Below are 24630 nucleotides of genomic sequence, written 5' to 3' on the forward strand. Positions count from 1 at the left end.
GCCCCCTCGCCTCCCGAACGACCGAAGCCCTGACCCCCAACTCCTTCACGGAGACACCGCCCACAGGCCACGACGCCCCCCGACCAGCCGGTCATAGGCAGGCTGCAGGCACCTCACGTCGGCCGTGCGCGGGGCCGGTCGTGCTACTGGGCGACAAGGGCTACTCCGCCCGCCGTATCCGGGCACATCTGCCCCCTGCGAGACCCCCGCGGTGACTCCCGAACGCCGTGACCAGCTCGCCAACCGGGCCCGCAAGGACAACCGGGACGGCAAGGACAACCGGGACGGCATGCACCGCTTTTTGACACCGCAACGTGGTCGAACACTGCTTCGGCAACCTCATCCGGGCTCGCCCCGGTCGCCGTCGGGCGTGCTCGGCGACCCGACCGCCGCCACCCCCGCCGAGGGCGAACAGAAGGCGCGGGCGTCGTCCAGGTCGGCGGGCGTGACTTCGCCGGCGACTGTCCACCACACCGGGAACTGGCCCCACGACGGCGGGACTGGGGTCGAATTCGTCACCCGGTGGGAGGTCGGCGAGGTCATGGCTGACCACGAGCAGCGTGCCGCCGGGGGCGACCGCGTCCAGCAGGCCGCGCAGTGCCGCGTTTACCGTTGGGCCGCCGGCCTCATGTTCTGGCTCCGCCACCACGAATTGTCAGACCCTGGTCGAGCGCGACGGGCAGGTGTGCCCAGGCGCGGGTGAACATTGACCGCACTCGCGGCAGGTCGGCGGTGGCCAGGCTCAGATGCGGGTAGCCGGTGAAGAGTCGCTCCAGGGCGATGCGGGCTTCGAGGTCGGCCAGGTCGCACAAGGCCGCATACGACAGAGAGTCCCTGATCGGCGTTCGCTGGTCAGGGACTCTCTGGTGCTGGTCACCCGTGTGCCCCCGGCAGGATTCGAACCTGCGACACCCGCTTTAGGAGGGTGATCCCCTTCGCGAGGGGGTGGTTGGAGAAGATCGGTCTACCGAGGTTTGCGCAGCTCAGGGCCCAGGCTTCGTGTGGTCTGGTACGGCCTGGTGAAGTGCGCCGAGCGGCCGATGGTGCCATCAGGGTGCCAGCAAAGTCGGGGCTCGGCCTGCTCTGAGTGAGTGAAGGGCCCGCCCGGTGTTGCTGCGCCGGGCGGGCCCTTGTGTTGACTATCCCGTGATGGTGCTCATGGCAGCACCCCTAGGCGTCGCGCCATCTCCCGAAGCTCGTCAGGGATACGGCGTCCGGCGAGTTGCACAAGGTCTCGAACAGTCTCCCGCGGCAGTGGGTGGGCCTGGAAGTGTTCCGGTGCGATCTCATCCGCCTGAGCGAGCCTGTGTATAGCGTCGCCGATGTGGCGCCGTTGAGTCTCCGCGCGTGCGACATCCAGGTGAAGCCGGAACTGCCGTTCGGGTGAGAGGGCGGATGCGTCGAGATCCCCGGCTAGTTCCACCGCCTCGCCGGCATCGCCGAGGTCTACGGCAACGGAGATGGCGTGAATGGCCACGTTGGTCGGCCCGAACTCGGTACCGAAGTCGTTACGGTCCTCTCCGATCCGCTCGGCCGTGCGGCGTGCCTCGCGGAGATACTGGCGGGCCGATTGCCGGTCGCTGTCCCGCGCCGCGATGACCGCTAGGACCAGGTTCATCGCGCCGTACAGGGACAGCAGTTCGCGAGGGGCATCCTCCTCTTGTGCCCGGGGCCGGAGGACTGACGCAGCACCATGGGCTACGTGGTGGGCCTCTTGGAGCTGGCGAAGCCCCAGGAAGGCGTGCGCCATGCGGAACAGGCCGGCCACGACCGACAAGGGCTCGCTCGTCTGCTCTGCCGTTCGCACCGCCCTGTCGGCTGCAATCCACGCAGCGTCGCTCTCACCGAGACGCGCGAGCATGGACGCAGCAGCCTGGTAGGTCTTGGCCAGCAACTCATACGCTCTGGTGCTTGTCTCGTTCCCCGCCTGTCTGGTGGCCTGCTCAAGGGCAGGGATGAGTCGGGCTAGTAGAGGCTCTAGCTCGTCATAGCGCGACTGGTGCAACAGGGGCCATACCGGCTCTGCTGTCGCTTCGAGCTGAGAGACGTCGATGGCCTCGGTTGCCGGTTGCTCTCCGAGCACGCTCGCCAACGCCGGATGTCCCGTCAGGGTGAGCCGTAGCTCCTGTACGTCGCTGCGTCGCTCCTGGGGGCCGGCCTCGGCCCGCAGTTCTGCGAGTGGGATCCCGAGGACGTCGGCCAGGTGCTGCAGCACCGATAGGCGATCGACTGACCGGGCGCCTCGCTCAACCTGCGAGACCCAGCTTTCGGACCTCCCGATCTCGCTGGCGAACTCCTTCTGAGAGAGTCCCCGGCGACGGCGGTGGAACGCGATCCGCTCGCCAAGTGTCAGGTCGTCTCCCATGTCAGCCGACCTTTCCGGGGATGCCCTTGCCGGTGTGGATGCTGAGGAAGTCGACCTCGGTGGACGCGATGTACTGCGCTCGTTCGGCGAGGAAGCGGATGACGTGTGGCTGCGCTTCGTGTGCGTCGAACGCGGCCCGGTCGGCGTACAGCTCGTAGAAGATCCTCTGGTCAGGTTGTCCGTCTACACGGTGACAGGTGTAGATCAGGGTGCCCGGCTCGCTGGTCTTGATCTGCTCTGCTGTCGTTTCGACGAGCCGGTCGAAGCTGGCGCCGGCGCCAGGTTTCAGCGTGAACCTGACGACGAGGCCGAAGAGTTCACTCACTGTCGCTGTCTCCTCACAGTGCGGTTGACCTGGGGAATCGTGTCGCACCCATGCTGTCAGTCCGCACACCACGGTACTACTCGCATTTTTAGTACTAGACAACACTCGATGTGCGGGCTACCGTCCATGACGTACACGCTCAGCGGTGATGGCACCCGATGTGACGCGATGTCCGTGCCCTGAACGTGAAAGCGGCCCCAGTGGGTGAGAGCACTGGAGCCGCGTGGATTGCCTCGATTCCCCAGGACAGAGGAGCGCAACCCGTGGAATCCATGATGACCGAAGACGGCCCCGGGATGGAACGCCTCTTCACCAGCGCCGAGGTCGCCAAGATGGCGCGTGTCAGCCCCCGCACGGTGTCCCGCTGGGCCCGTAGCGGGCTGCTGGAGTACGTGCCGATGCCCGGCGGTCGCCGTTTCCGCGAGTCGGTGGTCAAGGCCCTGCTCACCGAGGGGGCCGTCAAGTGATCATCTACGTCAACGACAAGCCGGCGACCGACGGCAAGTCGTCCACATGGCCGCAGGGCGAGCCGCAGTCGGTGCGGGACGCCTACGACGCGCAGCAGAAGGGCGGCCGGAAGTGAGCGCCCCCGACCTGGTGGCGCTGGCCGCCGCTATCCGTGCCCTGCTCGACGTGCCGTCGGCGGCGCCCGGGGCGTGGCCGGAGCGGTGCGAGCTCATCGCCAACCGCGCCGCCCAGCTGCGGGGCGTGCTGCACAGCCTCGCCGAGATGGCCGACGCCGACAACGTGGACCCGCGGGAGGTGGCCCTGCACGCGCGCGCCGCGGTGCGGGCGATCGCCCAGACGGCCGCGGACCTGCCGGTGACGTACCCGACCGCCACGGCGCCGCGCCTGCCGCGGTGCCTGCGCTGCGACGGCACCGGCGCCGACGACGGCGAGACCTGCCCCTCGTGCCACGGCGACGGCTACTACCAGCCGCCGTGGGACTGGACCCCGCCCAATCGCGAGGAGGAGGGCCAGTGACCGCCACCGTGATCGACATGCGGACCCGCGCCGTCATCTCCCCCGGCGCCCCGGCCGAGTTCGACGCCGTCGCGTCGTCGGCGGCCGTGCCGTTCCGGTTCCAGCAGGCGCTGGCGGTCGGGCCGGACAGCTTCACCCAGATCATGCGGGGCGTCCCGGTGACGGTCACCCTGGCCGACATCGGCACGCGGTCCCCGCGGGCGGTGTTCGCCGCGTGGGTGGGTGTGCTGGCCGCGCGAGACCTGGCCGCCGAGCAGGTGCGTGCCGAGGCCGACACGCCGCTGTTCGCGACGCAGATGGCGCTGCCCGCGCCGGTGAAGCGGCTGATGTGGCAGCAGGACGGCGTCACCGTCGTCGTGCTCGCCATGGCCCGCCGGCGCCTGGCGCGGCCCGTGCCGGTCCGGGGGTGGGCGTCGTGATCCGTCCGATCTGGCAGCGACGCCCGTGCCCGCCGTGGTGCGTCGTGAAGCACCGGGACACCGACCACCCCGAGAACCGGCAGTGCGAGAACCGGCCGAACGGTGTCCCGCTGTCCCTCGGCCCGGTGTACCCCGGCGGTGAGAACCACGGTCCGGAGATGGCGATGGTCAACGCGTCGCTCGAGTGGGCCCCGCGGGAGATCAGCCCCCGCGTGGTGGTGTCCATGCCGAGCAACATCGAGGACCTGACGATCGAGGAGGCGGAGGCGTTCGCGCAGCTGTTGGCCCTGCAGATCGACCTCGCCCGCCGCGCGGCCGAGAAGGAGGTAGAGCGGTGAATGCATCTCCGGCGGTGTTCGCGGCGGTGTTCGTCGCCCTGTACGTGGCGCACGAGGTCGGTGACCACTGGGTCCAGTCCAGCGGCCAGGCCCTCGGTAAGGGTGCGGCCGGGTGGCCGGGCCGGTGGGCCTGCCTGCGGCACGTCGCCACGCTGACCGCGACCAAGCTCATCACGCTCGGCCTGGCCCTGGCGGTGCTGGACCTGGCCCTGTCCCCGTGGGCGGTCGCGGCCGGCCTGACGGTCGACGCCGCCTCGCACTACTGGGCGGACCGCCGGACGACCCTGCGGGCCCTGGCCGAGAAAGTCGGCAAGGGCGAGTTCGCCGACCTCGGCGACGGCGTGGCGGCCCCGGCCGGGACCGGCGCCTACGCGCTCGACCAGTCCTGGCACATCGGATGGCTGTTCATCGCGGCCCTGATCTCGTGCATCGGAGGTGCGGCATGACCACGGCGGAGATGCTGCGGGACGCGGGCGCCCTGGCGGTGCTTGCCGTGCTGGGCCTGGCCCTGGCGGTGCTGCTGCTGCGGCTGGTGGCGCTGCCGCTGGCCGGTACGGCGCTCCTGCTCGACTGGCTCGCCGAGGTGGCGGCGCGTCCGCTGCACGCGGCGGCCGGCGGCCCGGCCGGGACGGGGGTGCCGCGATGAACACGCAGATCCCCGCGGCGGGCGGGCCGGACCCCGACGACATCGAGCAGGGCATCGCCGCCCTGGAGCGGCACCTGGCCGAGGTCGGCGACGCCACCACCGCCCAGCCCGTCACCGACGCCGAGCTGCAGGACGCGCAGTCCGGGGAAACCCGGCGGGTGCGGCGCCTGCGGGCCGAGGTCGCCGAGTCGCACCGCCTCGCCGAGCTGCAGGACGACGACACGCCCCTCACCCTGGACACGCCCAAGGTCCGCAAGCGGCGCAAGAAGGCGCACGAGGCCGCCCGGCTGCACCGGCTCGGCCAGGACCCCGCCATGCGCGCGTGGCAGGCCGCGCGGATGCGGCGCGTGCTGGTGGCCGCGGCGATGCTGGCGCTCGCGCTGGCGCTGGCCTGGAGCACGGCCGGTGTCCAGAAGTTCGCCGCCGGCGACGCCGAGTCGTGGTCACCGGAGTGGCTGTTCGCCTGGTGCGTCGAGCCGTTCATGTCGCTGGCGCTGCTGGTGGTGGTGGGCGCCAAGTCCTACATGGGTGTTCGCGGGCAGCCGATCGAGTCCCGCACGCTCAACCAGATCGAATGGCTGTTCCTGGGGTTGACGGTCGGGATGAACGCCTGGCCGTACCTGCCCGGGGTGGCCGAGACGTTCACCGTGTCGGATCTGGTGCTGCACATCCTCGGACCGGTTGTGGCGGTCGCGATCGTCACCGCGCTGCCGATCATCCTCGCCGCGTTCACGCGGTTGGACCACGGCCCTACCGGCGGCCTTACTGCCCCTACGTACAGGGACAACGCACCCGCCGACCGGCCCGGTGGTAACCCGCCCGTACGGGTCGACGTGGCCGAGCTGACCGCGCGGGCCCGCGGCCTCATCGCGGCTGGGGAGCTGCCCGCCGAGCCGTCGGCGAACGCGCTGCGGCAGGCGCTGCGGTGCGGGATGGACACCGCCCGCGCCGTCCGCGACGCGCTGCGCGGGGGTGTGCGGTGAAGTCCCAGCCCTACCAGTGCCCCCACTGCTGGCAGATGCATTACGGAGGCAGCCGCCGCTGCCCTGTCTGCAACCTGCGCGGCGAGCAGATCAAGCTGTGCCGCCGCCACTTCACCGGCTACTCGCCCAACTGCGGCGAGTGTGCCAAGCGGACCAAGTGACCACCTGACCGGCACCAACACGAAGGAGATCACCCATGGCCAGCACCACCACGACACTGCCCCGCTACCGGGGCCTGTGCGGCGCGATCGTGACCATCCGCGAGCACACCACCCGCTACGCCTACGACTCCGAGTCCGAGTTCGGCTCCGAGCGCTACGGCCACGCCTGGGAGTGCGAGTGCGGCGTGTCCGGCAGCAGCGTCGAGATGATGCCCCACGACCGGCCCCGGACGCTGCAGCGGGTCCGCGAGGCCGCCAACGAGCACGCCGCCCAGTGCCGGGCGCTGCCCCCCACCGCCACCAAGTAGCCACCGACCCCCGGGCGGGGACGGCCCCGCCCGGCCAACCCACGAAGGAGATCAGCCATGGCCAGCAGCGACAGCAAGTGCGGCGCCAAGTTCACCAGCCGCGACGGCGAGGAGACGGTGACCTGCGACCGCGACGGGCGGCACGTGGTGCACCGCGACGCCGACGGGACCAAGGCCGTCCGGGTGCCGGGCGGCGCCGTCATCAGCAAGCCCAGCAAGTAGACCCCATGCCCGGCCGGGGCCCCATGCGACGGTCCGCCCCGGCCGGGCCCCTCACAGAGGAGATACCAGCATGGCATTCCCCGACGACCACACGGCCGAGGTGGTGTCGCTGGACAAGCGCCGGCGCGCCGCGGCCGACGCCGACACCCCGGGCGGGGAAGTGGTGCCCGCCGACTCCGCCGAGGTTGAGAACGTCGTCTACGAGGGCGAGATCGTTGACGACGGGCAGGACCAGGCCCCCGGCGGCGAGGTGGCCGAGCGTCCGTCGCGGCCGCTCGTGCCGTGGGCGGACCGGCCTGCCGACGACGTGGCGTGGGCGGTGACGCAGACGGCGCTGCGGGCCGGATGGACGGTCGGCCGTGGGCACGCCGTGTGGGTCCGCCGCCTGGTCGGCGCCGCCACCTACTCGACCTATCGCGAGCAGATCCGCGCGGCCCGCGCCGCCGGCGACCCCGAGCGCCTCGCCGAGTGGGTGGACAAGTACCGGCAGGCCAAGTCCGACAGGTGGGACCGGATCGGATCGGCGCCCCGCACCGTCATCGCGGCACTGCAGGTCGTCGGCCTGGTCCTGGCGATCGTGCTCGCCGTGCTGGTCGTCGTGGGTGTCGCGGTGGCGATGCGCGACGGTGGGTGGACGTGGGGCACCTGGTGGGGCTTCGTGGGTGACATGCTCGCCGCGGTCGGCGTGCTCGCCCAGGTCGTCCTGGTGGGCGCCGTCATCGTCGCGCCGATGGCGTGGCTGGTGGCCGCCTACCGCGCCGGGAAGGGCGAGACGCTGCCCCAGTGGCTGGCCGCGCCCGGCGACGCCGACAACGAGGCCGCAGGGATGGTCGTCACCGCCGACAGCATCGTGCTCGCGCTGCAGCATTTGAAGATCCCCGAGTTGAAGAAGGCGTTCAAGGACGGCTGGGTCCCGGCGTTCTCCCAGCCGCCGGTGCGCGACGGCCGCGGCTACCACGCCGTTGTCGCCCTCCCGCTGGGCGTCACGGCGAGCATGGTCGCCGACCAGCGCGAGGTTCTGGCCCGCAACCTGCACCGCGCCGAGGTGGAGGTGTGGCCCGCCGACGCGGAGAAGGCCGGCACCGGCCGGGCCGGGGAGCTGGACCTGTGGGTCGCCGACTCCGGTGCGCTGTCCAAGGCCGCCCCCGAGTACCCGCTGCTGCACGAGGGCACCGCCGACGTGTTCACCGGTGTCCCCGCCGGGGTGTCGCCCCGCGGTGACGTCCTCACCGTGCCCATCGTGGCGAACAACTTCGTGGTGGGCGGGCAGATGGGCCAGGGCAAGAGCAACGCCTGCCGCGTGGTGATGCTCGGCGCGGCGCTGGACCCGCTGGCCGAGCTGTGGGTACACGTCTTCGCAGGTAACGGCGACTTCGACGCCTACCGGCCCCGCCTGGCCCGCTACCACCGCGGCGCCACCGACGACGTGGCCGCCGCTGGCCTGCAGTCCCTGCACGACCTGTACGCCGAGGTCGGGCGGCGGGAGGCGCGCCTGGCCGAGCTGGGCGCCAAGAAGGTCACCCGGCAACTGGCGACCGAGCACGCCGACCTGCGGCCGATCCTCGCCCTGTTCTCCGAATGCCATGAGTTGTTCGGGCACGCCGAGTACGGCGAGGAGGCCGCCGAGGTCGCCACCCAGACCCTGCGCAGGGCCCGCAAGACGGCCATCTGGCTCGGGTTCGACACCCAGTCGTCCCGCAAGGACGCCATCCCCCCGAAGGTCGTCGAGCTGGTCAGCGTCAACGCCGCGTTCTACGTCAAGACCTGGCGCAGCAACGACGGGTTCCTCGGCGACGGCAGCTTCCAGGCCGGTATCCGCGCGACCGAACTGCGGCCCGGCCGGGACCGCGGAACCTCGCTCATCACCGGCGTGTCCGAAGCGATGTTCGAGCTACTGCGCTGGTACTTCATCGCCGTTGACGACGACACCGGATTCGACGCCGCCGCCGACGTCATCGCCCGCGCCGTCGCCCAGGTCGACCCGCGGACCCGCGTGCAGGCCAACACCGAGCCGCCCAAGGTCGAGCAGCGGGACCTGCTCGACGACCTTGACGAGGTACTCGGCGCCGAGCGGGTGCGGCTGGCCGACGTGCCGTCGCTGCTGCGGGACCTGGCGCCGGCCTGGGGCCCCTACCGCAAGCTCAACGGCAAGCAGCTCGGCGAGCGCCTCGAGGAACTGGGCGTGAAGGTGCCGCGGCCCGGCAACGTGCCCCAGGTCGACCCCGCCGAGGTCCGCCGCGTCATCGCTCAGCGCTCCACCGCCGACCTGGACCGCGAGGAGTGAAGCCCGCGGACCCAGAACGGAGCCCCAGCGGCACCCACAACGGACATGGCCCGGATGACCGCGTGTTCTCGTAGCAACTGAACCGCCCACACCAACACCAAGGAGGGGACCGATGTCCCGTCTCCCCAACCGGCCGGCCGCCCTGCAGGCCTACAAGGAACTCGCCGCCAAGTTCCCGCCCGGTGCGACCGTAGGGCACCGCGCGCACCCGTCGTGGCGCGGCACGGTCAGCGCCGAGGGCCGCCGCTCGATCCGTCTCGACCGCGCGCCGTCGGGCGGATACCAGCTGTGGGTCTTCGTCGCCTGGGATCACATGGAGGCGATGTGGGTGTACGCCGCGGACCTGACGGCCGTCGCCCAGCCCGCGGACGACGCGGACGGCCGGGAGTGAGGTAGATGGCCCCGCACCCGCTCAGACGCGCCTACAGGGCCGCTCAGAGGGCCCCGCCTCACCGGCCTAACCCGGCTAACACACCTAACTTTCCGCAGGTCACACGCAAGATGAGCCCCCGCCGGGCGTGGGGTGAGAAACCTAACCCGCCGCCCGGCACCTAACCCGAAAGGAAACCCACCATGGGACTGTTCAGCAACCGCAACGCCGACCGCCAGGCCGAGCGCGAGCGCCGAGAGGGCAAGGCCCGCGAGTACGGCGAGAAGGCCCGCAAGGCCCGCAAGGAGGCCGACAAGTACCGGCGCATGCTGGCCAACGGAGAGAGCGACCCCGCCGCCCTGCGCGCGGCCCTGAAGGACGCCGAGGTCGACGCGCGTATCTGGGAACAGAACGCGCGCGACTACCGCCGCTGACCCGCACCCGGCCGGGCCTCCACCACCAGGGGCCCGGCCACCTCACGGACCGGCGAGACAGCCCACGCTCGAACACCCCCCACAGGAGGAGCCATGAAGACCGAGGTTTCCCCATGCCGCAACTGCGACGGCCGCGGCTACACCTACAAGTACTCGACCGTCTCGGGCTCGAAGGTGTGCGAAAAGGTCACCTGCAAGCCCTGCATGGGGACCGGCATGCAGTAGAACCGGAACGCGTACGCTGGTGAGCACACCCCGAGGGGCGGCGACCACAACCTTGCCAAGGCTGTCGGTCCCGCCCCTCAGCATCTTCGTAACCCAGGGCTATGCGGCGCGGACGAAAAACGACCATGCTCGGATGGGTGTCTTTTGCCGGAACCGGCCGCCGCCGATGACTGCAGCCCGCCCGCCCAGAGCGTCTCATTAACACCCCCGGTTCACACCTGGAGACGCGAGATGCCCAAGACCATGCTCACCGTCGTCATCCTCGCCTGCGCAGTCCTGGCCGGCTGCACCAACGGCGAGAGAGCCGCGCCCGCCCCGTTCACCTCGACGCCGACCACACCGCCCGTGGACGGTGGGTACTTCACCGAGCCGCGGGAGATCGTCGCCAAGTCGATGGGGACGCTGCCCTGCCAAGACCTAACCGAGACGCGGCAGCTGATCGGGGCCCGTGCTCAGGTCACCTGCTCGGACGGCGACATCGTGGTCCGCGTCCACGAGAACCATCAGGGCGTGGACGCCCAAGTGCGGTTGTTGAAGTTCACGGGCGGGGACTTGCTGATGGGGCAGAACTGGACGGTGAACGCAAGCCCGGACGTCCTCAGCGCCGCTCAGAAGCATCTCGGTGGCCGGATCCAGCACATCCCTTGTGAGGAGCCGGACTGCGCCCTGGCCGACTCCTGAAGACCACGCAGCGACGGCCTGGCAGGGGGCGAACGGGACGCCTCGCGACTCGTGAGCCGCGCCAAGCCACGATCGGCGCTCTATGGCGCTCTGAGGCGCGCGGCGAGGTCACTTCACGGCGAACGGCATCCGTCCTTGTCTGCGGAGTCGGTCGAGACTGCCGGTCAACCAGTTGTCCATCTCGATCTGCGACCCGATCACGCCGTTGTTGTGAACGTGAAGATGCACGTCGCCTCCGGCCGCGGACCGTCCGGCCACACCTCCGCCACCGGCTGAGACCGCGGCGGATGCGGGGATGGTCGGCCGGATCATGGCCTGTCCGATGCGACCGTCGTTGATGGCCTCGACGAGGTCGGGGGATCTGGCCGCCGCCGCCCGGTTGATCATGTATTCGCCGTCGGTCGCTGCGATCAACGCCCTGTCCCGGCCCGCCGGCCCGCGCACCCACCCACCCGACGCGTACCCGGGGATGCCCAGACCACCAGGGTCCCCGGCGATCTCCAGGGCCTTGGCTTCGACGACAATGGCGCCACCGGACGCGTCGAGGAAGCGGCGGCCGATCCTGCGGTCGACCTCCGTGATCGGGCCGCCCTCCGCGCGCCTGGCGGCGCCCTTGGGCCAGCGCCACTGGTACCCGCGGCTCGACTGGACCTCCCGCACCCGCGCGCCGGTGTAGGGGGCCTCGATGATGTACCCGGGCCTGTTGCTGGCGAGCACGACGTGGCCCATGTGGGGGAACCCCAACGCGCCCGGCCGTCGGGACGTGGGTGTCGAGTTGGGGTACTGGGAGTACGTTGTGCCGCCGATGTCGACCCGGCGGCCACGCCACCAGGCGTATTCGGTGAGCCCCGAGCAGTCGAAGCCCACGGTGCCGGCACCCCTGCCGATGCCGTACGAGGGGCCGCCCTTGCCGCCGCCACCCCACGAGTACGGGACACCAATCTGGGAACGCGCCGCGGCGACGACTCCGCCGCCGGACATCATCCGCTTCCACGCGGCGGCGAACACCTTGGCGATGTCCGCGGCCATCCCGGTGATGCCGGAGAAGATCGGATACGTCACGTCCCCCACCACGGCGCTGTCCTTGCGCTTGTCGCGGGCGAAACTCACGCGGCCGCCGCGGGCGTAGCCCTGCAGCTCCCCACGCCGCGCGGCCGCACGCAGCCGATACATCGCCCCATGCCCGCCGACCGCGTCGACCTCCTCAGGTGTCCAGACGTGTTCGTCGACGCGCAGCAGGGCGGGGACGGAGTCGTACTGGCGTGAGCCGCCCGGGACGTCGGGGATCGGGCCGCCCTTGGCGCGGGGGTAGAACTCGTCCAGGCCGCGGAGCTTGGCGAACCGGCCCGAGGCGGTGACGTCGACCTCGGCCTTGCGGTCCTTGATCTTGTTGAGCTCTTTCCACAACCGCTCGGCGCGGCCCCGGGCGACGCCCATCGCTTCGGCCGCGCGCATGAACGCGTCACGCGATGTCCGAGTGATCCCAACCGTGTTGCCCGTGCTCCGCGCCAACGCGTCCACTTGGGCACGAGCGTCCCTGTTGCGGCCGGCCAGCGCATACAGGACCGGCAACATTCGGCCCACTTCGCCGCGGGCCTTCGACTCCGAGCCGGTCAGCCGCAGCGTCGCCGACCACAGCTGATTGACGCTCTGCAGCTGCTGGGCGAACTGGCCTTGCAGCCGCAGCGACGCCGACGAGTTCCCGTCGATCTGGCCCTTGTTCGCCGACAGCGCCGACACCAGCTCACGCATGCCCTGCTTGAGCTGCGTTGTCGCCTGGTAGGCCGCGATGGACGGGTTGAAGAACGCCTCCATCGCCTGCGTCGCGGCGTTCATGCGGTCCTTCATGGACAGCGCGTTGTTCGCCACGTCCTCCAACGCCAGCGACACCTGCCGCGTCGGGTCGCGTGCCAGGTCGACCGCAACGCGGTATTGGTCGATCTTCGCGGCGGCCTGGTTGCTCAACCGGCCGTTTCTGTCCATGGCGGTGGACAGGTCGACCCCCGCCGCCGTCGCCAAGCTGAGCGCCTGATCACGAGTGATCGAGTACTTGTTGGCGAGGAAGGTCGCGCCGTCCGATACGCGTTGGAAGGTCTGCCGCTGCCTCTCCAGTTCGGCGTTGTTCTCCTTGTACTGCTGCTGGAGTTCGGAGATGACCCGCGACTGTTCGCGCATCGGGTCGGCGGACTTGCGGACCGCGTCAGACATGCCGTTGTGCGCCTGGACGATCCGCTGCTCGATCGTGCGGGCATTGACCTCGAGCTGCCGCGTGTAGTTGCGGTGACCCTCGAGGTTGTTGCCGAACGCCCGGTTTTCGATCTTGAGTGCCTCGTTGAACTTTTCGGTGGCGCTCTTGGCGTTCATCGCACGAATGGCCAGGAACGCCAGCCCGACACCCGCAGCGACGTACAGGTTGGGGCCCGCCCGGGTGATCAGGTGCAGCGCCTTCTGCGACGCCGACAGGCCCCGCGTGGCCGCGGCGCCTTGCTGCAGGCCGCGGGTCATGTTGCCGACCCCGGCGACAACACCAGTGATGGGGCCGCGCAGCAGCAGCCCCGTGACCGCCAGTTGCGCGAACGCCGGGTTGACGTGAGCCAGGCCGTTGACCAGGCCGAGAGCGCCGTTGGCGACGGTGAGGAGGCTCATGCCGACCGGGGTGAGGTCGGTCGCGAGACGCAGCGCGAGACTGCCCGTGGTGGTTGCGGCCTGCCCGAGCTGGTTCAACGCCTGCGGCGCGTTCGCCGCGGCGAAGTTCATGAACTGTTCGACCTCGGGCCCGGTGGCGAACGCCCCGACCCGGTTGATCAATCCTTGGACGCTGCCGGACGTGGCCGCGACAACGGTGTCCAGCTGCGGCAGCAGGCTTCGACTGGTGGCGACCACGGAGTTGAACGCGCTGAGCGCCTGCGGTTCGTACGACCGGGCGAGCGCCTTGTACTCGTCGACGAGGTCGTCGACCAGGCCGGCCGACACCCGCTGGTGGCCGCTGAGCGAATCCCAACTCTCGGCGAGATTCTCCTGCGCTGACACGACCTTGACGATTGAGGGGACCGCGAGGCCGGCGAACGCACTGAACGCCACGCCGGCGGCGCTCGCTGCCGCCCCGGCCGCGACCGCACCACCGATGAGCGACTCCAAGGCCGAGCCCTGAGCGGTCATGCTCCGCGTCGCCTGCTCGGTGCTGCGGCGCTGCCGCTCCTGCGACTGCCGGTTCCGCTCGTTCTCCTGCGAGCTTCTCCGCGTCTCATCGCTGCTGCGGCGGGTCTCCTCCGACTGCCGCCGCGCCTCCTCGGCCTGCCGCCGCTGAGCCTCCACCAGGCGGCGCAGCGACTCCTCCAGCCGTTCGGACGTGCTGCGCTGCGCCTCGAACGCCTGCGAGGAACGCCGCCCAACACGCTCCGCCTCGTCACCGAGGTTGCGGGTCGCCTGCGCGGCCGCGCGCATGTCAGCGATGTAGCCGGAGACGTCAGCGCGCAACCTCGCCGATACGGTGCGGTCAGGCATCGTCGACCCCCCACGCTTCCGCCAGCGCCCCCAAAGCCACGCTCAGCGCCGACAGTGCAGCGACCGCATCATCAGCCGCCCGCGCCGCCGAACGCAGCGCAGCGCGCTTGTCAGCCGTCCCCCGGCCGAGGTCCACGTGTTGGCCGTCCAACCGCCCCACACTCGCGGTGAACGCCTGCAGCCGCTCCGCCCACGAATCGGCCCCCTCACGGAGGTGCAGCGCCGCTTCCCGTATCGTCGGCGCCGACGCTTCGTTCACAGCAATCAGCGCCTCTTGGCGGCGGCCGACGCGCGCAGCGCGCGGGCGGTCAACACCAGGTTGCGCTTGCGGGCCACCTCCGACAGGTGCCCCCACTCGCCTCTCACCTTGTCCTGGTAGTAGCGGCGGGCGTCCTCCATGGTCAGCCACGTCGCCCACGCGGTGAACGCCTGCGCCGCTGCCTCGATCGCCTGCGTCAGCGTCAGCTTCTCCGCAACGGCGTTGATCTCGGCCTCGTTGAACCGCCAGCGCGCCTGGCGTTCACTGCCGTCCCGGCCGATCGCAGCGGCCCGCGCCTCCGACTCGCTCAGCCCGATCGTCTGGAACATCTGCGTCATGGCGTCGAAGCCGTCCTGTTCGGGCAGGCCGCTCAGCCCGGAACGCCGTACTTCGTCGAGCGCCCGCGGCTCCGAGAGACCGACGCCTCGCCATGCCTCGTATACCTCGCGGGCCTCGCCGGTCAGATCCTCGGGTCTCATGCGGCGCTCCTCAGGTCGCGGTAGTCGTCGACCAGCGCCCGGTTCAGCAGCCACACCCGGCCGACTTTGCGGCCGAGGCCCGCCGCGGCCAGCCGGCGGGCATGCCGGGGGGGGGATCCCCAGCAGCGCTGCCGCCTGGTCGACGCCGATCTCCCCCGAGGGTGGCGTCATGTCCGCATCCGGCATGTCCGCAATGTCCGTGTGCGGACGTGCGAGGTAGGCGTCGGCGGCGCGGCGCACCGCGTCCCGGTAGGCGATCAGCTCGGCGCGTTGCTCAGGGCTCATGCCACCCAGCAGCGGAGGGAGGTAGCGGGCGAGGAGCCGGTCGACAACGTGGGCGGGGAAGCCCGCGGTGACGGCGGCGTGCTCCACGTAGGGCGGCCTGGTCATGGCTCGTCATTCGGGCCCAGCATGCGATCAAGGTCGCGGAGCGCTTGCCGGGCGTGCTCGGAGAGCGCAGCGTCATCGCTGGTGAGATCCCGCTCGAACTCTTCAACCATCGCCATGATCTCCGCGCCAAGCTGTTCGGCTTCTGCACGGCGGGCTTCCTGGCGGGCGAGCCGAGTTCGGAAGTCACGCCCCGACGTCACTCTCCCTCCCTGGCGGCGACCTTCCGGAGTTCCCGGGCGATCGCGCGGATCAACCGGGTGCGTTGCGCCTCAGGTAGGCCGAGTGCGTCTGCGGCGTTGGCGACGGCTTCCTGTACGAGGTCGGCTTGACGGTGTGTGATGACGGTCTGCCGAGCGAGTTCACGGGCTTCGGCGTCGGCGAGGCGGGCACTCAGGTTGCGGCCGGTCATGATGCGGTCCTCTCTGAGGTGGCGTCTTCAAGGGCGGTGAGCCGGGCTTCGAGGTCGAAGTGCGCGGCGATGCTGGGCAGGGCGCCGAGGAGTGTGCCAGCGGCGCGCACGCGGATCGTGGCGCTGTCGTCCTCGAGCGCAGCGTGCAGGGTGGTGATGGCGTCTCGGCAGGCCACCTTGAGCGCGTTGACGGCCTCGCCGAGCAGTTGCCCACTGATGCGGTGGACCTCCTGCTGAAAGGCGGGGTCCTGGCGCCAGCGGCGGACCGTTGACCCGTTGACCCCGAGTTCCGCGCCGACTGCGTCAGTGCTCATGCCGCGTGCCAGCAGAAGCGCCGCCTGACTTTTCCTGTCCAGGGGGATTTCGTGCATCAACGTGCACCTTTCGGGGCGGATCTGTGGGGACAGAGCGGCTGACTAAACCGCTCTGTGACTGCGATTCCGGCATCATTGACCTGCGGCGATGTCAGGTGATGGCACTCGTATGGCACCTTTGCCGTGGGCGCGGACACGGCTTGCGGCCCGGTTCTGCGTGGTGCGGTCACTGACCGTCCTTCGGTTGCTGTGGGGACGCTGGTCACTCGGTGCCCTCCTTCCGGGCCAGCCTGGCGGCGTGCCGGGCGGCGAGGCCGTGCCGGCGACGCTTGGACAGTTCGGCCAGGCGTCGGCGGCGCCCATCCCTACGCCACGCCGCGTCGGCGAGGCGCTGGGCCAGTCGCTCGTCTGCGGCCTGGCGGATGTCGTCATCAAGGCTCATGCGGCGGCCCTCCGGTCCCGGTCTCTCAGCGCCACCAGGCGGCGCCACACCTCCGCCTCCACACACGCTTTGTGGGCCGGGCGTCCGTCGTCGATGAAGTGGGCGGTGTGGCCGCACAGCGCGCACGGGTCGGGGCGACCTCGGTTCCATGCGGGGCCGCAGCCGTGGCAGTTGGGGATGTGACGTCCTTCGTCGTCACGGATGTCGCAGCACATCAGACACCCGCCCGCGTGTCGCAGGATGGGCCGGTCGTGCCAGTCCAGCACCACGCGGCCGAGCCGTAGCCAAGTGGCGAGTTGCTTCCGATGCTGGACAACGGCGCGTGCGGTCGTCTCAGCAGTCCGGGGGCCAGCGACTCGGAGTGTGCCTGTCTCGTCGGTGTAGACGCGGAGCCCTTCCCGGAGTGCGGAGTCAAGAAGATCGATCACCACACGGCCTCCTCGGTTCCGGTGTCGCCGAGCGTTCCAGGACCAAGAAGGTCGGTGCCGTTCTGCGAGAGAGACCGCATTTCAGCGTCACCACCATCACCAGCGTCACCGGACACCCGTTGTGCCTGGTCAGACGGTGTCCGGGCAGGTGACGCTACGAAGGTCTCAGCGTCACCCGTAGCGTCACCAGCGTCACCCGGGCCGCCAACACCGGGGAGGGGTGACGCTGCGGTGACGCTGCTAGCGTCACCCCTGTTTCCGCTGGTCATCCCGGCTGTAGACCCCTCCGGGTGACGCTGGTGACGGTCGTTCGCACCTTCTATCTCGCGCCCCTTCCCCTGCCTCTTCCGGCGTTCGTCGGTCGCGGTGAGGGTCCAGAACCGGCCGTGCTTGTTCCGCGACTCGGTGACCTCCACGCCGATGGTGCGCAGCGCCGGAGCGAGGCGCTTGAGTTGCCCGCCCGCCCGGGTGGCGTCCTTGGGCCACTTCTTAGGCAGCCGGTCAGGCGTGTCGACCAGTTCGAGGATCTGCTGAGCGGTCGCCGTCACCCCGTCCTCCCCGGCCTGGTCGACCAGCTTGACCACGGCCTGGGCGAACGGCTCGCCCTCCAGGACGTCGGCGACGGCGTTGCGGGCGCCGTCCTTGTAGTGCTTCAACGTCTCCCAACCGGTGATGTGGTCGACAGCGGCCAGGACGCGGGCGAAGTCGGCCATGCGGGGACGCTCGGTCAGCCGCACGTCCGGCAGGACTTTGAGTACCTGGGCGAGCAGGTCGAACAGGGACGCGAGGATGGCGGCGTGCGCGTCGGCGAACGCACGGTCGAGTTCGGCCTCTTCCCGCCGCTCGGTGTCCTTGATCAGCGACAGTTCGATCGTCAGCAGCCGCTCGGCCAGGTCGCCGGCCAGCGCCCCGGCATCGATCGTGGTGAGCGCCAGCACCCGGCGGAACTCCAGCACCACGACGTCATCATCGGTGTACAGGGCCCGGTCTACGATGCCGTCTCCGGTCACCGCCCGGCACAGCGCGTCCGACAACCAGTCCGGGATGTACGACACGTTGTCCAGGCACAGGCCCCAGGAGTTGAACGCCTGCGTGGCCCACGACTTCACGTCGCGGGGCGCGGTGCGCTTGGGAGCGCCGGACGGGTCGATGATCCCGATGACCATCTGCGCGGACTTGGACTTGCCGGTGCCCTGCTCGCCGCGGAACGCCAGGATGGGGTGCGGCAGGTCCGGGATGAACGCCGCGGCCAGCCACGCCACCAGCAACCGGAAGCTGTCGGTGTCAACGTTGAGCAGCTCGCCGAGCCTGGCCAGCCCGTCACCGTCGCTCACCGGGTCGGGCAGCGACTTCATCGCGCCGGACCGGCGGAACAGCACCGGGGATCGCGGGCACCGTTCCCACCCGTCCGGGCCGACGACGACGCACCGGCCGTCCGTGGTGCCCAGGTCTACGACGACGCGCTCACCGTCACGCGCGACCCGCAGATGCGGGGTGCGTGGCTCAGCCGCCTGCGCGACGCCCTCCAGCACGGTCATCGCGTCTGTCAGCGCGGACTGTGCAGGCACCGCGCCGCCTTGCTCATCGGCGTAGATCTTGGCCAGCAGCGCCCGCAACCCGGCCTTGCCTCGCAGCGGACGGGCGATGTTCGGGCCGTCCTTGGCGACCGCGTACGGACGCCCGTCATCGGACATGAACAGGTCGAACCGGTCCCGGGCGATCTTCACCAGGATGGCCGCCTGCGACGGGCCGCGGCCTTTGTCGGACGTGCCGTCGGTGTCGGCCACGTCCGCCGGACGGTCGGCGGCGGGTCGCGTGTCGCCGGCGTCCAGGTCGACCGGCACCAGCTCGGCCAGGTCATGCCCGGCGGCCAGATGGTCGGACACATCGGCCTTCTCGCGCTCGATAGCGGCCCGCACCACGGACACGCTCTTGGCGACCGGCGCGAGCAGGTCACGGACGTGCCGAGCGTGCTTGCGGCCAGCGTCGTCATTGTCCGCGACGATCACCACGTCGGCGCCGCGGAACCACTCGGCGAACTCGGCCGGCCAGGGGTTGCCGGTTCCTCCGCTGTTGCACGTGGCGACCTCGCCGAGCTGGGCGAGCCGGTCGGCGTCCTTTTCGCCCTCCACCACCCACACGCGGCGCCCGGCCTGGACGGCGGCGAGCACGTCGGGCAGCCGGTACAGCACCCGCCGGACGCCCTTAATGCCCTTGCGGCCGTCCGGCCGGTACTGCGCGAAGCTCTTGGGCTTGCCGTCGAACCCGGGTTCGTACCGCTTCACCACGTACAGCGGCTCCCCGGACTCGTCCCGGTAGGTGTACTCGGCGACGACGCGCGGCTTCTCGGGGCGCTCCTGGGGCGTGCACACGTTCGCCCACGTGAGACCGACCGCGGCGAGGATGTCGACGGGCTCGCACTGCGCGGAACGGCACCGCAGGACGAACGGCTGCGACCGGCCGGGGTCGATGCTGAGCGACGGGTCGTGGTCGTCGTGCGCCGGGCACAGCGCCACGTACCCGGCGCCGACGCGCCGCACCTGCTCAAGGCGCGGCAGAAGCGTGTCGTGCAAAGGGTCGCTCACTGGGCGCCCTCCGGCCGGTAGACGCGGGCGACGACGACCCACACGCGCCGACCACACGGGGTGCGCCGGACACCGCCCGCGGCGGCCTCGCTGGGGACGCGCCCGAAGTGGCCGGCCCGGCAGTGCGGGCAGTGCAGCGTCAGCCACCACATGCGACGCCGACCGGCGGGGGCGTAGAGGCTGGCGTACACGGCGGGGTAACGCCGTATGCTGGGGTTGGTCTTAGGTGTGACCTCTTGTGGGCGGCTCTCCGTGTCAGGCGGAGGGCCGCTTCGTGTTGTCGACGGCGTCACGCTGCCTCATCTCCACCGCTGCCGGACGGGCCGTACAGCAGCCTGATCAGGTCATTGGTTGGGATCTTGATCCGGCGGCCGATCCGGAGGACCCGTGTCAGCGTCCATTCATCGCGGCGAATCCGCTCGTAGATCGTCCACTCACTCACGTCGAGCACCTGGGCTGCGACGGGCACCTCTGTGACCGGGCCGAGTGCTTCAAGGGCCTGGCGGTTCCACTTGGCCGACATCAGTTCGCGGCCCGCTCTGCGATCCAGGCGAGCACGTCGCCGCGCCTGTAGCGAATCCGCCCACCGCGTCCGGGCGAGAGCTTGATGAACGGCGGTCCCGTGCCCTTCCAACGCCGGTCCTTCAGCGTGGAGACGCTCAGCTTTGTCAGCCTGGCGACCTCGAGGGGCGCCAGCAGTTCGTCGGGATCCGGCGCGTTCGCTGCGCTGACCAACGACCTCACCTCCAAAATCGCAGCGCTTCCTGCGATAGGTGAGACTGTACGGGAGTGGCTTGAACTCGGCAATCTGCGCATGGGATGCTGCGAAAATGACAGCGAACGGATCTCCGAAGGACTCTGGTCAGACCGTCTGGGATCAGACGGTCGCCACGAACCTCAAGCGGCTCCGCACCATGCGAGGGCTGTCGACGACGCGCCTGTCCGCGCTGCTCAAGGACAGGGGGCAGTCCATCCCGCCCACCGGCATCACCAGGATCGAGAAGGGGCAGCGCCGAGTAAGCGCAGGGGAGCTAGCCTCGCTGGCCGTCGTGCTGCGCGTGTCCCCGCTGACCCTGCTCCTGCCCTGGACCGAACGCCCGGAGGAGCAGGTGGGGCTGCCGGGGATCGGTGCGGTGACTACTGATCAGCTGTGGCTGTGGGCTGACGGGGTGCTCCCGCTGGATGTCTCGGACGCTGACCCCCAGGGTGACCAGCAACGATTCAAGCTCGACTCCCGTCCCCCGTGGGCCAGGGACTGGGCCCGGTACCTGACGTTCATCGAGGCGCTGAAGGTCGGCGACGAGGCAGGCAAGCTGTTCGACCAGGCGCAAGGCGAGGGGCTCACCCCTCGTGAGGTGCTCGAGAAGTGGCAAACCTCGTGGCGTCACCCCCGGGAGGAAAGGCCGTCATGAGGCCGTACAAGGCGTGTTCGTGCCGCGACCCCGAGACCGGCAGGCTTCTCGGGAAGAAGTGCCCCGACCTGGCCAAACGGCGACACGGCAAGTGGTACGCGCGGTACGAGGCACCCAAGGTGAACGGGAAGCGCCGTCAGCCGCGCATCGGCCCGTTCGACACGGAGACGGAGTGCAAGGCCGCGCTCATCGAGGTCCTTGGCCAGTCGGGGAAGGCCGGCAGGGAGTACGACCGGAAGATCACCCTCGGCGAGTACCTCGAGAAGCGGCACGCCTGGCGCGTCGCCGAGGCCGAGACCGGCGATGGGCTCAAGCGCTCCACCCTGGCGACCGACCGCGAGATCATCGACCTGTACCTGAAGCCGGGCCTCGGGCACCTGAAGATGGTTGACCAGCTCGGCCAGGACCAGATCCGCGAGTTGTACACCGCCATTCGGCAGATCAACCGCGACCCCGAGGGCAAGCGGCCGTCCGAGATGCTGCGTCGCCTGCTCGAGGCTCGCGCGTCGCGCGACGGGGAGCGGTACTCCAAGCGGCCGGTGTCGGAATCGCGGATCAAGCGCGTGCACATCGTGTTGAACGCCGCGCTGAACGACGCGGTGAAGGTGTCGAAGATCATCCCCGAGAACCCTGCCGCGGGCATCTTCCGGAGCAAGGGCGGGGCCGGCCGGAAGGGGCGCGCCAAGCCTCTGCTGTGGACGGATGAGCGCGTCGCCGAGTGGGAGCGGACGGGCAAGATCCCCGCGAAGGTCATGGTGTGGACGGCCGCGCAGTGCGGCGCGTTCCTGGACTTCGCCGAAGGGGACCGGCTGTACCCGCTGTGGCACCTGGCCGCGTACTGGGGGATGCGCCGCGGGGAACTGGTCGGCCTGGACTGGCCGGACCTCAGCCTCGAGCGCCGGCGGCTGCACGTCCGCCAGTCGCAACCCGATGACGAGCTGGACGACGTGAAGACTGAGGACTCCGACCGCATCGTCATCTTTGACGAGCCGACCGGCGAAGTCCTGCGTGCGTGGCGCAAACGTCAGCTCGAGGAGCGTGTCGCGTGGGGCGAGGCATGGACGGACACCGGCCGCGTGTTCACCCGTGAGGACGGCCAGGCGCTGCGCCCCGAGTCGGTGTCGCAGCACTTCGCCCGCCTCGTGCGCCGGTACGCCAGCATCCGGCGCCATCACGCGAAGGGGTGGACACCCGAGATGATCGTGAATCGGGCGCGCGTCAGCATGCACGAGGTGACGATGGCGCTCGCCGGGCCGCCGCTCCCGCCCGTCCGGCTGCACGACCTTCGGCACGGCTCGGCGACGATGCTGCTCGCGGCCGGGGTGCCGATGAAGGTCGTGAGCGAGGTACTCGGCCACGCATCCGAGTCATTCACGTCCGATGTGTACGCGGTCGTCGCCGAGGAACTCGCCGAGGACGCCGCGGCCAGGATCGCGGCGTTCGTGCCGCGCCGGAACCGCGGGTAGGCCGGTGGTGCCAGCAATGTGCCAACACGGGCCCGTGACGATCTCTCCAGACGGACAACGCGCCGACCGGCCGTCACGTATTGCCTGGTCAGCGCGTTGCGCTTTCGGTGCCCCCGGCAGGATTCGAACCTGCGACACCCGCTTTAGGAGAGCGGTGCTCTATCCCCTGAGCTACGGAGGCCTGTCTCGCTAGAGCCTAGCGGACAGCACATACAGGGTAGGGGAAGCGGCGAGCGATCGCGCCCCCCTAAACGGTGTCCTCTAGGCCGGATCCGGCGCTGCCGGTACGCTTCGGTGCCGTGACGGGACGGCATCGTGGTGGACCAATGGCGGAGGGCGCCGAGGGGCGGCGACCACGTAGAGGACTTCTCGTCGGTGGTGGGGTCGTCGCGGTCGTCGTGGTGATCGGAGTCGTGGGGGTGCGCCGGGACGCGCCTCCGGCCGAGCCGCAGACCGCCGCTACGGCGCAGGCGCGGGTGGCGCCGTCGCCGGTTCCCATTGATCCGACGATCGGGGAGTACGTGCCGCCGCGGCCGACGCCGACGTCGCGTTCGACGCCGCCGCGGAAGGCCGCCGCGTCGCCGCGGAGCCGGCCGACCGTCTCACCGACGCAGCGGGAGCGGCGGCGCCAGCGGGAGCGGCCACGGATGTGCCCTCCGCGCTGGTCAGAGCACCCGTTCCTTCGCGAATGGTGTCAAAGGAATGGTTACCGCACTCGATGACCTCGGTTACGCCCAGTTCATGGTGAAGCTGTAGTAGCGTTCCTGCCGCTGTTCCCCGCTTCAGGCATCAGGAGGAATCCGACGTGCCAGTTCCTCGGTCGGCGGCGCTGACCGCGGTCTTCCTGGTGATATTCGCCGTGGTCGGCGCGCCGCACACGGGCGCCGCCGCGCGCCAGCGCGACACCGTGGACTCGCTGCGCCGTGAGGCGGACAAGGCGCGCACGGAACTGCAGAAGGCCACCCGCCAGATGGAGGACCGTAAGAAGGAGCTGGCCGGCTCGCAGTCCAAGCTGCGGGACACCCTCAAGGACCTGGCGGCGGCCGAGGCCGAGCTCAACCGGATCCGCCAGCCGGTGGCCCGGCTGGCCAACGCCTCCTACCAGCAGCCGGGGGCCGGAGGCGCGATGTCGATCTTCTCTGGGGAGGCCGGCGCGGGGCTGCGGTCGACGGCGGACATGGCCTACATCGCCGGAGGGCGGCAGGCGCTGGTGCGACAGGCCGACGACCTGCAGCAGCGGCGGCAGCGGCTGGCCTCGACGGCGCAGGAGCTGCAGTCGCGCAACGCCGTGGCGCAGACCAAGCTGGAGCAGCAGGTCCAGGGCCTGCGGGACAGGTCGGAACAGCTCACCAAGCAGCTCACCGCGATGCTCGACCGGATGCGCGCAGACCGCGACAAGCGCCTGCAGGCGATGTGTCCCAAGTACCTGGCCGCGGGCGCCCGCAGGTTCCCCAACGGACTGATCCCCTCCCGTTACCTGTGCCCGCTGCCGCAGCGGGGCGAGCAGTTGCGGGCGGACGCGGCGTTGGGCTTCTACAAGCTCAACGACGCCTACAAGCGGCGGTTCGGACGCGACATTTGCGTGACCGACTCCTACCGCAGCCTGTCGGAGCAGCATCGGGTGTACGCGGAGCGACCCGGGTTCGCGGCCGTCCCCGGCACCAGCAACCACGGCCGCGGTCAGGCCGTCGACCTCTGCGGCGGCGTGCAGATCGCGGGCTCTGTGCAGTTCCGCTGGATGGAGGCCAACTCCAAGAAGTACGGCTGGTTCCACCCCGCCTGGGCCTACAGCAACCCCTTCGAGCCGTGGCACTGGGAATTCGGCTCCGAAGGCGACGACTGAGCGCCCCCTCGCAGCTAAGCCCCCTCCATCTGTGTGGTGACGGCCCTCACCGGTCGAGGTGCTCACGCAGGCTGCGTGCACTGCCCGCGACGCTGGACGGCCGACGCACCAGGCTCGCCCACGCGTGACGGTACGGCTGCGTAGCCACGCGACGCCAAGTGCCCCGCAGCGCCGCCAACTGCCGCGTCAGCTACCTGACCAGACCAGGCCACCGTGGCGAATTTCCGAAGGCTTTGGGTGGCGTGCTGCCGGTGGTCAGGCGCTCATGCGGGGGAGTCCGATCGGGGCGGACTGCTGCCAGTGTCCGCGTCGTGGGCTTTTCGAATGCGTTGCGTGGCTGGGGTGCGTCTGGTT

General features: G+C 70.3%; 32 protein-coding genes and 1 tRNA gene. 18 read left to right on the forward strand and 15 right to left on the reverse strand.

The features are described from left to right. Positions 1–626 precede the first annotated feature (626 nt). The 3 genes from ABZ801_RS15895 to ABZ801_RS15905 form a co-directional block, all read right to left on the reverse strand. Positions 627–812 carry a hypothetical protein gene (locus ABZ801_RS15895; protein ID WP_360698248.1) on the reverse strand — a complete coding sequence of 62 codons (186 nt, stop codon included), beginning with the start codon at positions 810–812 and terminating at the stop codon, positions 627–629. Between the two features lie 344 nt (positions 813–1156). Continuing rightward, on the reverse strand, positions 1157–2365 hold the full coding sequence (locus ABZ801_RS15900) for a helix-turn-helix transcriptional regulator (RefSeq protein ID WP_360698250.1): 1209 nt from the start codon (positions 2363–2365) through the stop codon (positions 1157–1159). A 1-nt stretch (position 2366) separates the two neighbouring features. Continuing rightward, on the reverse strand, positions 2367–2690 hold the full coding sequence (locus ABZ801_RS15905; protein ID WP_360698252.1) for an antibiotic biosynthesis monooxygenase: 324 nt from the start codon (positions 2688–2690) through the stop codon (positions 2367–2369). A gap of 272 nt (positions 2691–2962) precedes the next feature. Between ABZ801_RS15905 and ABZ801_RS15910 the strand changes: the two genes are divergently transcribed. The 15 genes from ABZ801_RS15910 to ABZ801_RS15980 all read left to right on the forward strand — a co-directional run bounded on the left by ABZ801_RS15910 (position 2963) and on the right by ABZ801_RS15980 (position 10745). Next, positions 2963–3157, forward strand: coding sequence for a helix-turn-helix domain-containing protein (locus tag ABZ801_RS15910; protein WP_360698886.1), 195 nt, complete (start codon positions 2963–2965; stop codon positions 3155–3157). A gap of 112 nt (positions 3158–3269) precedes the next feature. Continuing rightward, the gene (locus ABZ801_RS15915; protein ID WP_360698254.1) at positions 3270–3674 is read left to right on the forward strand and encodes a hypothetical protein; all 405 of its coding nucleotides are present in this window, start codon (positions 3270–3272) and stop codon (positions 3672–3674) included. Beyond that, the gene (locus ABZ801_RS15920; protein WP_360698256.1) at positions 3671–4093 is read left to right on the forward strand and encodes a hypothetical protein; all 423 of its coding nucleotides are present in this window, start codon (positions 3671–3673) and stop codon (positions 4091–4093) included. The genes ABZ801_RS15915 and ABZ801_RS15920 overlap by 4 nt, the downstream gene beginning before the upstream one ends. 44 nt (positions 4094–4137) lie before the next feature. Continuing rightward, positions 4138–4431: a hypothetical protein gene (locus ABZ801_RS15925; protein ID WP_360698258.1), complete on the forward strand. Its 294-nt coding sequence runs from the start codon at positions 4138–4140 to the stop codon at positions 4429–4431. After that, complete coding sequence (locus ABZ801_RS15930) at positions 4428–4877, forward strand: transcriptional regulator (RefSeq protein WP_360698260.1); 450 nt, start codon at positions 4428–4430, stop codon at positions 4875–4877. The genes ABZ801_RS15925 and ABZ801_RS15930 overlap by 4 nt, the downstream gene beginning before the upstream one ends. Continuing rightward, entirely contained in the window at positions 4874–5077 is a 204-nt protein-coding gene (locus tag ABZ801_RS15935; RefSeq protein WP_360698262.1) for a hypothetical protein, read from the forward strand. The genes ABZ801_RS15930 and ABZ801_RS15935 overlap by 4 nt, the downstream gene beginning before the upstream one ends. Then, positions 5074–6060, forward strand: a complete 987-nt coding sequence (locus ABZ801_RS15940) for a hypothetical protein (protein WP_360698263.1) — start codon at positions 5074–5076, stop codon at positions 6058–6060. Before ABZ801_RS15935 ends, ABZ801_RS15940 begins: the two co-directional genes overlap by 4 nt. After that, positions 6057–6221, forward strand: a complete 165-nt coding sequence (locus ABZ801_RS15945; protein ID WP_344956927.1) for a hypothetical protein — start codon at positions 6057–6059, stop codon at positions 6219–6221. The genes ABZ801_RS15940 and ABZ801_RS15945 overlap by 4 nt, the downstream gene beginning before the upstream one ends. Before the next feature lie 35 nt (positions 6222–6256). Next, positions 6257–6529, forward strand: coding sequence for a hypothetical protein (locus ABZ801_RS15950; protein WP_344956929.1), 273 nt, complete (start codon positions 6257–6259; stop codon positions 6527–6529). A 57-nt stretch (positions 6530–6586) separates the two neighbouring features. Next, complete coding sequence (locus ABZ801_RS15955) at positions 6587–6751, forward strand: hypothetical protein (RefSeq protein WP_344956931.1); 165 nt, start codon at positions 6587–6589, stop codon at positions 6749–6751. 70 nt (positions 6752–6821) lie between these two features. Continuing rightward, positions 6822–9035 (forward strand): hypothetical protein, encoded by a 2214-nt coding sequence (locus ABZ801_RS15960; protein ID WP_360698267.1) that lies wholly within the window; start codon positions 6822–6824, stop codon positions 9033–9035. Positions 9036–9147: 112 nt separating this feature from the next. Continuing rightward, complete coding sequence (locus ABZ801_RS15965; RefSeq protein ID WP_344956935.1) at positions 9148–9426, forward strand: hypothetical protein; 279 nt, start codon at positions 9148–9150, stop codon at positions 9424–9426. Between the two features lie 182 nt (positions 9427–9608). After that, complete coding sequence (locus tag ABZ801_RS15970) at positions 9609–9839, forward strand: hypothetical protein (protein ID WP_360698269.1); 231 nt, start codon at positions 9609–9611, stop codon at positions 9837–9839. Between the two features lie 93 nt (positions 9840–9932). Beyond that, on the forward strand, positions 9933–10064 hold the full coding sequence (locus ABZ801_RS15975; protein WP_360698271.1) for a hypothetical protein: 132 nt from the start codon (positions 9933–9935) through the stop codon (positions 10062–10064). 231 nt (positions 10065–10295) lie between these two features. After that, positions 10296–10745 (forward strand): hypothetical protein, encoded by a 450-nt coding sequence (locus tag ABZ801_RS15980; protein WP_360698273.1) that lies wholly within the window; start codon positions 10296–10298, stop codon positions 10743–10745. Positions 10746–10853: 108 nt separating this feature from the next. Here ABZ801_RS15980 and ABZ801_RS15985 read toward each other — a convergent pair whose 3' ends face one another. The 11 genes from ABZ801_RS15985 to ABZ801_RS16035 all read right to left on the reverse strand — a co-directional run bounded on the left by ABZ801_RS15985 (position 10854) and on the right by ABZ801_RS16035 (position 20290). After that, complete coding sequence (locus ABZ801_RS15985; RefSeq protein WP_360698274.1) at positions 10854–14249, reverse strand: hypothetical protein; 3396 nt, start codon at positions 14247–14249, stop codon at positions 10854–10856. Beyond that, positions 14242–14508, reverse strand: coding sequence for a hypothetical protein (locus tag ABZ801_RS15990; RefSeq protein WP_360698276.1), 267 nt, complete (start codon positions 14506–14508; stop codon positions 14242–14244). The genes ABZ801_RS15985 and ABZ801_RS15990 overlap by 8 nt, the downstream gene beginning before the upstream one ends. Positions 14509–14513: 5 nt before the next feature. Beyond that, positions 14514–14987: a hypothetical protein gene (locus ABZ801_RS15995; protein WP_360698278.1), complete on the reverse strand. Its 474-nt coding sequence runs from the start codon at positions 14985–14987 to the stop codon at positions 14514–14516. A 386-nt stretch (positions 14988–15373) separates the two neighbouring features. Further along, positions 15374–15577 (reverse strand): hypothetical protein, encoded by a 204-nt coding sequence (locus tag ABZ801_RS16000; protein ID WP_360698280.1) that lies wholly within the window; start codon positions 15575–15577, stop codon positions 15374–15376. Beyond that, positions 15574–15786, reverse strand: a complete 213-nt coding sequence (locus ABZ801_RS16005) for a hypothetical protein (RefSeq protein ID WP_360698282.1) — start codon at positions 15784–15786, stop codon at positions 15574–15576. Before ABZ801_RS16005 ends, ABZ801_RS16000 begins: the two co-directional genes overlap by 4 nt. Further along, positions 15783–16157 (reverse strand): helix-turn-helix domain-containing protein, encoded by a 375-nt coding sequence (locus ABZ801_RS16010; protein ID WP_360698284.1) that lies wholly within the window; start codon positions 16155–16157, stop codon positions 15783–15785. The genes ABZ801_RS16005 and ABZ801_RS16010 overlap by 4 nt, the downstream gene beginning before the upstream one ends. Positions 16158–16362: 205 nt before the next feature. Further along, positions 16363–16542 (reverse strand): hypothetical protein, encoded by a 180-nt coding sequence (locus ABZ801_RS16015; RefSeq protein ID WP_360698286.1) that lies wholly within the window; start codon positions 16540–16542, stop codon positions 16363–16365. A 424-nt stretch (positions 16543–16966) separates the two neighbouring features. Beyond that, positions 16967–19543 carry a hypothetical protein gene (locus tag ABZ801_RS16020; RefSeq protein ID WP_360698288.1) on the reverse strand — a complete coding sequence of 859 codons (2577 nt, stop codon included), beginning with the start codon at positions 19541–19543 and terminating at the stop codon, positions 16967–16969. A gap of 8 nt (positions 19544–19551) precedes the next feature. Continuing rightward, positions 19552–19707 carry a hypothetical protein gene (locus ABZ801_RS16025; protein ID WP_360698289.1) on the reverse strand — a complete coding sequence of 52 codons (156 nt, stop codon included), beginning with the start codon at positions 19705–19707 and terminating at the stop codon, positions 19552–19554. A 137-nt stretch (positions 19708–19844) separates the two neighbouring features. Next, a complete protein-coding gene (locus ABZ801_RS16030) occupies positions 19845–20078 on the reverse strand; it encodes a hypothetical protein (RefSeq protein ID WP_360698291.1) in 234 nt (77 codons plus the stop codon). After that, positions 20078–20290, reverse strand: a complete 213-nt coding sequence (locus ABZ801_RS16035) for a helix-turn-helix domain-containing protein (RefSeq protein WP_360698292.1) — start codon at positions 20288–20290, stop codon at positions 20078–20080. The genes ABZ801_RS16030 and ABZ801_RS16035 overlap by 1 nt, the downstream gene beginning before the upstream one ends. Before the next feature lie 95 nt (positions 20291–20385). Here ABZ801_RS16035 and ABZ801_RS16040 point away from each other — a divergent pair, with 95 nt between their 5' ends. Both ABZ801_RS16040 and ABZ801_RS16045 read left to right on the forward strand, forming a co-directional pair. Then, entirely contained in the window at positions 20386–20967 is a 582-nt protein-coding gene (locus tag ABZ801_RS16040) for a helix-turn-helix transcriptional regulator (RefSeq protein ID WP_360698294.1), read from the forward strand. Further along, a complete protein-coding gene (locus ABZ801_RS16045) occupies positions 20964–22433 on the forward strand; it encodes a site-specific integrase (protein WP_360698296.1) in 1470 nt (489 codons plus the stop codon). Before ABZ801_RS16040 ends, ABZ801_RS16045 begins: the two co-directional genes overlap by 4 nt. Positions 22434–22541: 108 nt before the next feature. Here the strand turns inward: ABZ801_RS16045 and ABZ801_RS16050 are convergent. After that, positions 22542–22614, reverse strand: a tRNA-Arg gene (locus ABZ801_RS16050). A gap of 624 nt (positions 22615–23238) precedes the next feature. Between ABZ801_RS16050 and ABZ801_RS16055 the strand changes: the two genes are divergently transcribed. Continuing rightward, a complete protein-coding gene (locus tag ABZ801_RS16055; protein ID WP_360698298.1) occupies positions 23239–24276 on the forward strand; it encodes a D-alanyl-D-alanine carboxypeptidase family protein in 1038 nt (345 codons plus the stop codon). Positions 24277–24630: the final 354 nt, after the last annotated feature.

It is taken from the genome of Actinomadura sp. NPDC047616 (assembly GCF_040642915.1).
Classification (GTDB): Bacteria; Actinomycetota; Actinomycetes; order Streptosporangiales; family Streptosporangiaceae; genus Spirillospora; species Spirillospora miaoliensis.

Excerpts from the sequence above, each read along its gene's own strand:
- ABZ801_RS16005 (WP_360698282.1), bottom strand. The coding sequence starts at position 15,786 with ATGACCGGCCGCAACCTGAGTGCCCGCCTCGCCGACGCCGAAGCCCGT.
- ABZ801_RS15935 (WP_360698262.1), top strand. The coding sequence starts at position 4,874 with ATGACCACGGCGGAGATGCTGCGGGACGCGGGCGCCCTGGCGGTGCTT.
- ABZ801_RS15995 (WP_360698278.1), bottom strand. The coding sequence starts at position 14,987 with ATGAGACCCGAGGATCTGACCGGCGAGGCCCGCGAGGTATACGAGGCA.
- ABZ801_RS15960 (WP_360698267.1), top strand. The coding sequence starts at position 6,822 with ATGGCATTCCCCGACGACCACACGGCCGAGGTGGTGTCGCTGGACAAG.
- ABZ801_RS15980 (WP_360698273.1), top strand. The coding sequence starts at position 10,296 with ATGCCCAAGACCATGCTCACCGTCGTCATCCTCGCCTGCGCAGTCCTG.
- ABZ801_RS16045 (WP_360698296.1), top strand. The coding sequence starts at position 20,964 with ATGAGGCCGTACAAGGCGTGTTCGTGCCGCGACCCCGAGACCGGCAGG.
- ABZ801_RS15975 (WP_360698271.1), top strand. The coding sequence starts at position 9,933 with ATGAAGACCGAGGTTTCCCCATGCCGCAACTGCGACGGCCGCGGCTAC.
- ABZ801_RS16015 (WP_360698286.1), bottom strand. The coding sequence starts at position 16,542 with ATGAGCCTTGATGACGACATCCGCCAGGCCGCAGACGAGCGACTGGCC.
- ABZ801_RS16010 (WP_360698284.1), bottom strand. The coding sequence starts at position 16,157 with ATGCACGAAATCCCCCTGGACAGGAAAAGTCAGGCGGCGCTTCTGCTG.
- ABZ801_RS15965 (WP_344956935.1), top strand. The coding sequence starts at position 9,148 with ATGTCCCGTCTCCCCAACCGGCCGGCCGCCCTGCAGGCCTACAAGGAA.
- ABZ801_RS15985 (WP_360698274.1), bottom strand. The coding sequence starts at position 14,249 with ATGCCTGACCGCACCGTATCGGCGAGGTTGCGCGCTGACGTCTCCGGC.
- ABZ801_RS16040 (WP_360698294.1), top strand. The coding sequence starts at position 20,386 with ATGACAGCGAACGGATCTCCGAAGGACTCTGGTCAGACCGTCTGGGAT.
- ABZ801_RS15940 (WP_360698263.1), top strand. The coding sequence starts at position 5,074 with ATGAACACGCAGATCCCCGCGGCGGGCGGGCCGGACCCCGACGACATC.
- ABZ801_RS16030 (WP_360698291.1), bottom strand. The coding sequence starts at position 20,078 with ATGTCGGCCAAGTGGAACCGCCAGGCCCTTGAAGCACTCGGCCCGGTC.
- ABZ801_RS15970 (WP_360698269.1), top strand. The coding sequence starts at position 9,609 with ATGGGACTGTTCAGCAACCGCAACGCCGACCGCCAGGCCGAGCGCGAG.
- ABZ801_RS15950 (WP_344956929.1), top strand. The coding sequence starts at position 6,257 with ATGGCCAGCACCACCACGACACTGCCCCGCTACCGGGGCCTGTGCGGC.
- ABZ801_RS15910 (WP_360698886.1), top strand. The coding sequence starts at position 2,963 with ATGATGACCGAAGACGGCCCCGGGATGGAACGCCTCTTCACCAGCGCC.
- ABZ801_RS15900 (WP_360698250.1), bottom strand. The coding sequence starts at position 2,365 with ATGGGAGACGACCTGACACTTGGCGAGCGGATCGCGTTCCACCGCCGT.
- ABZ801_RS16025 (WP_360698289.1), bottom strand. The coding sequence starts at position 19,707 with ATGTGGTGGCTGACGCTGCACTGCCCGCACTGCCGGGCCGGCCACTTC.
- ABZ801_RS15955 (WP_344956931.1), top strand. The coding sequence starts at position 6,587 with ATGGCCAGCAGCGACAGCAAGTGCGGCGCCAAGTTCACCAGCCGCGAC.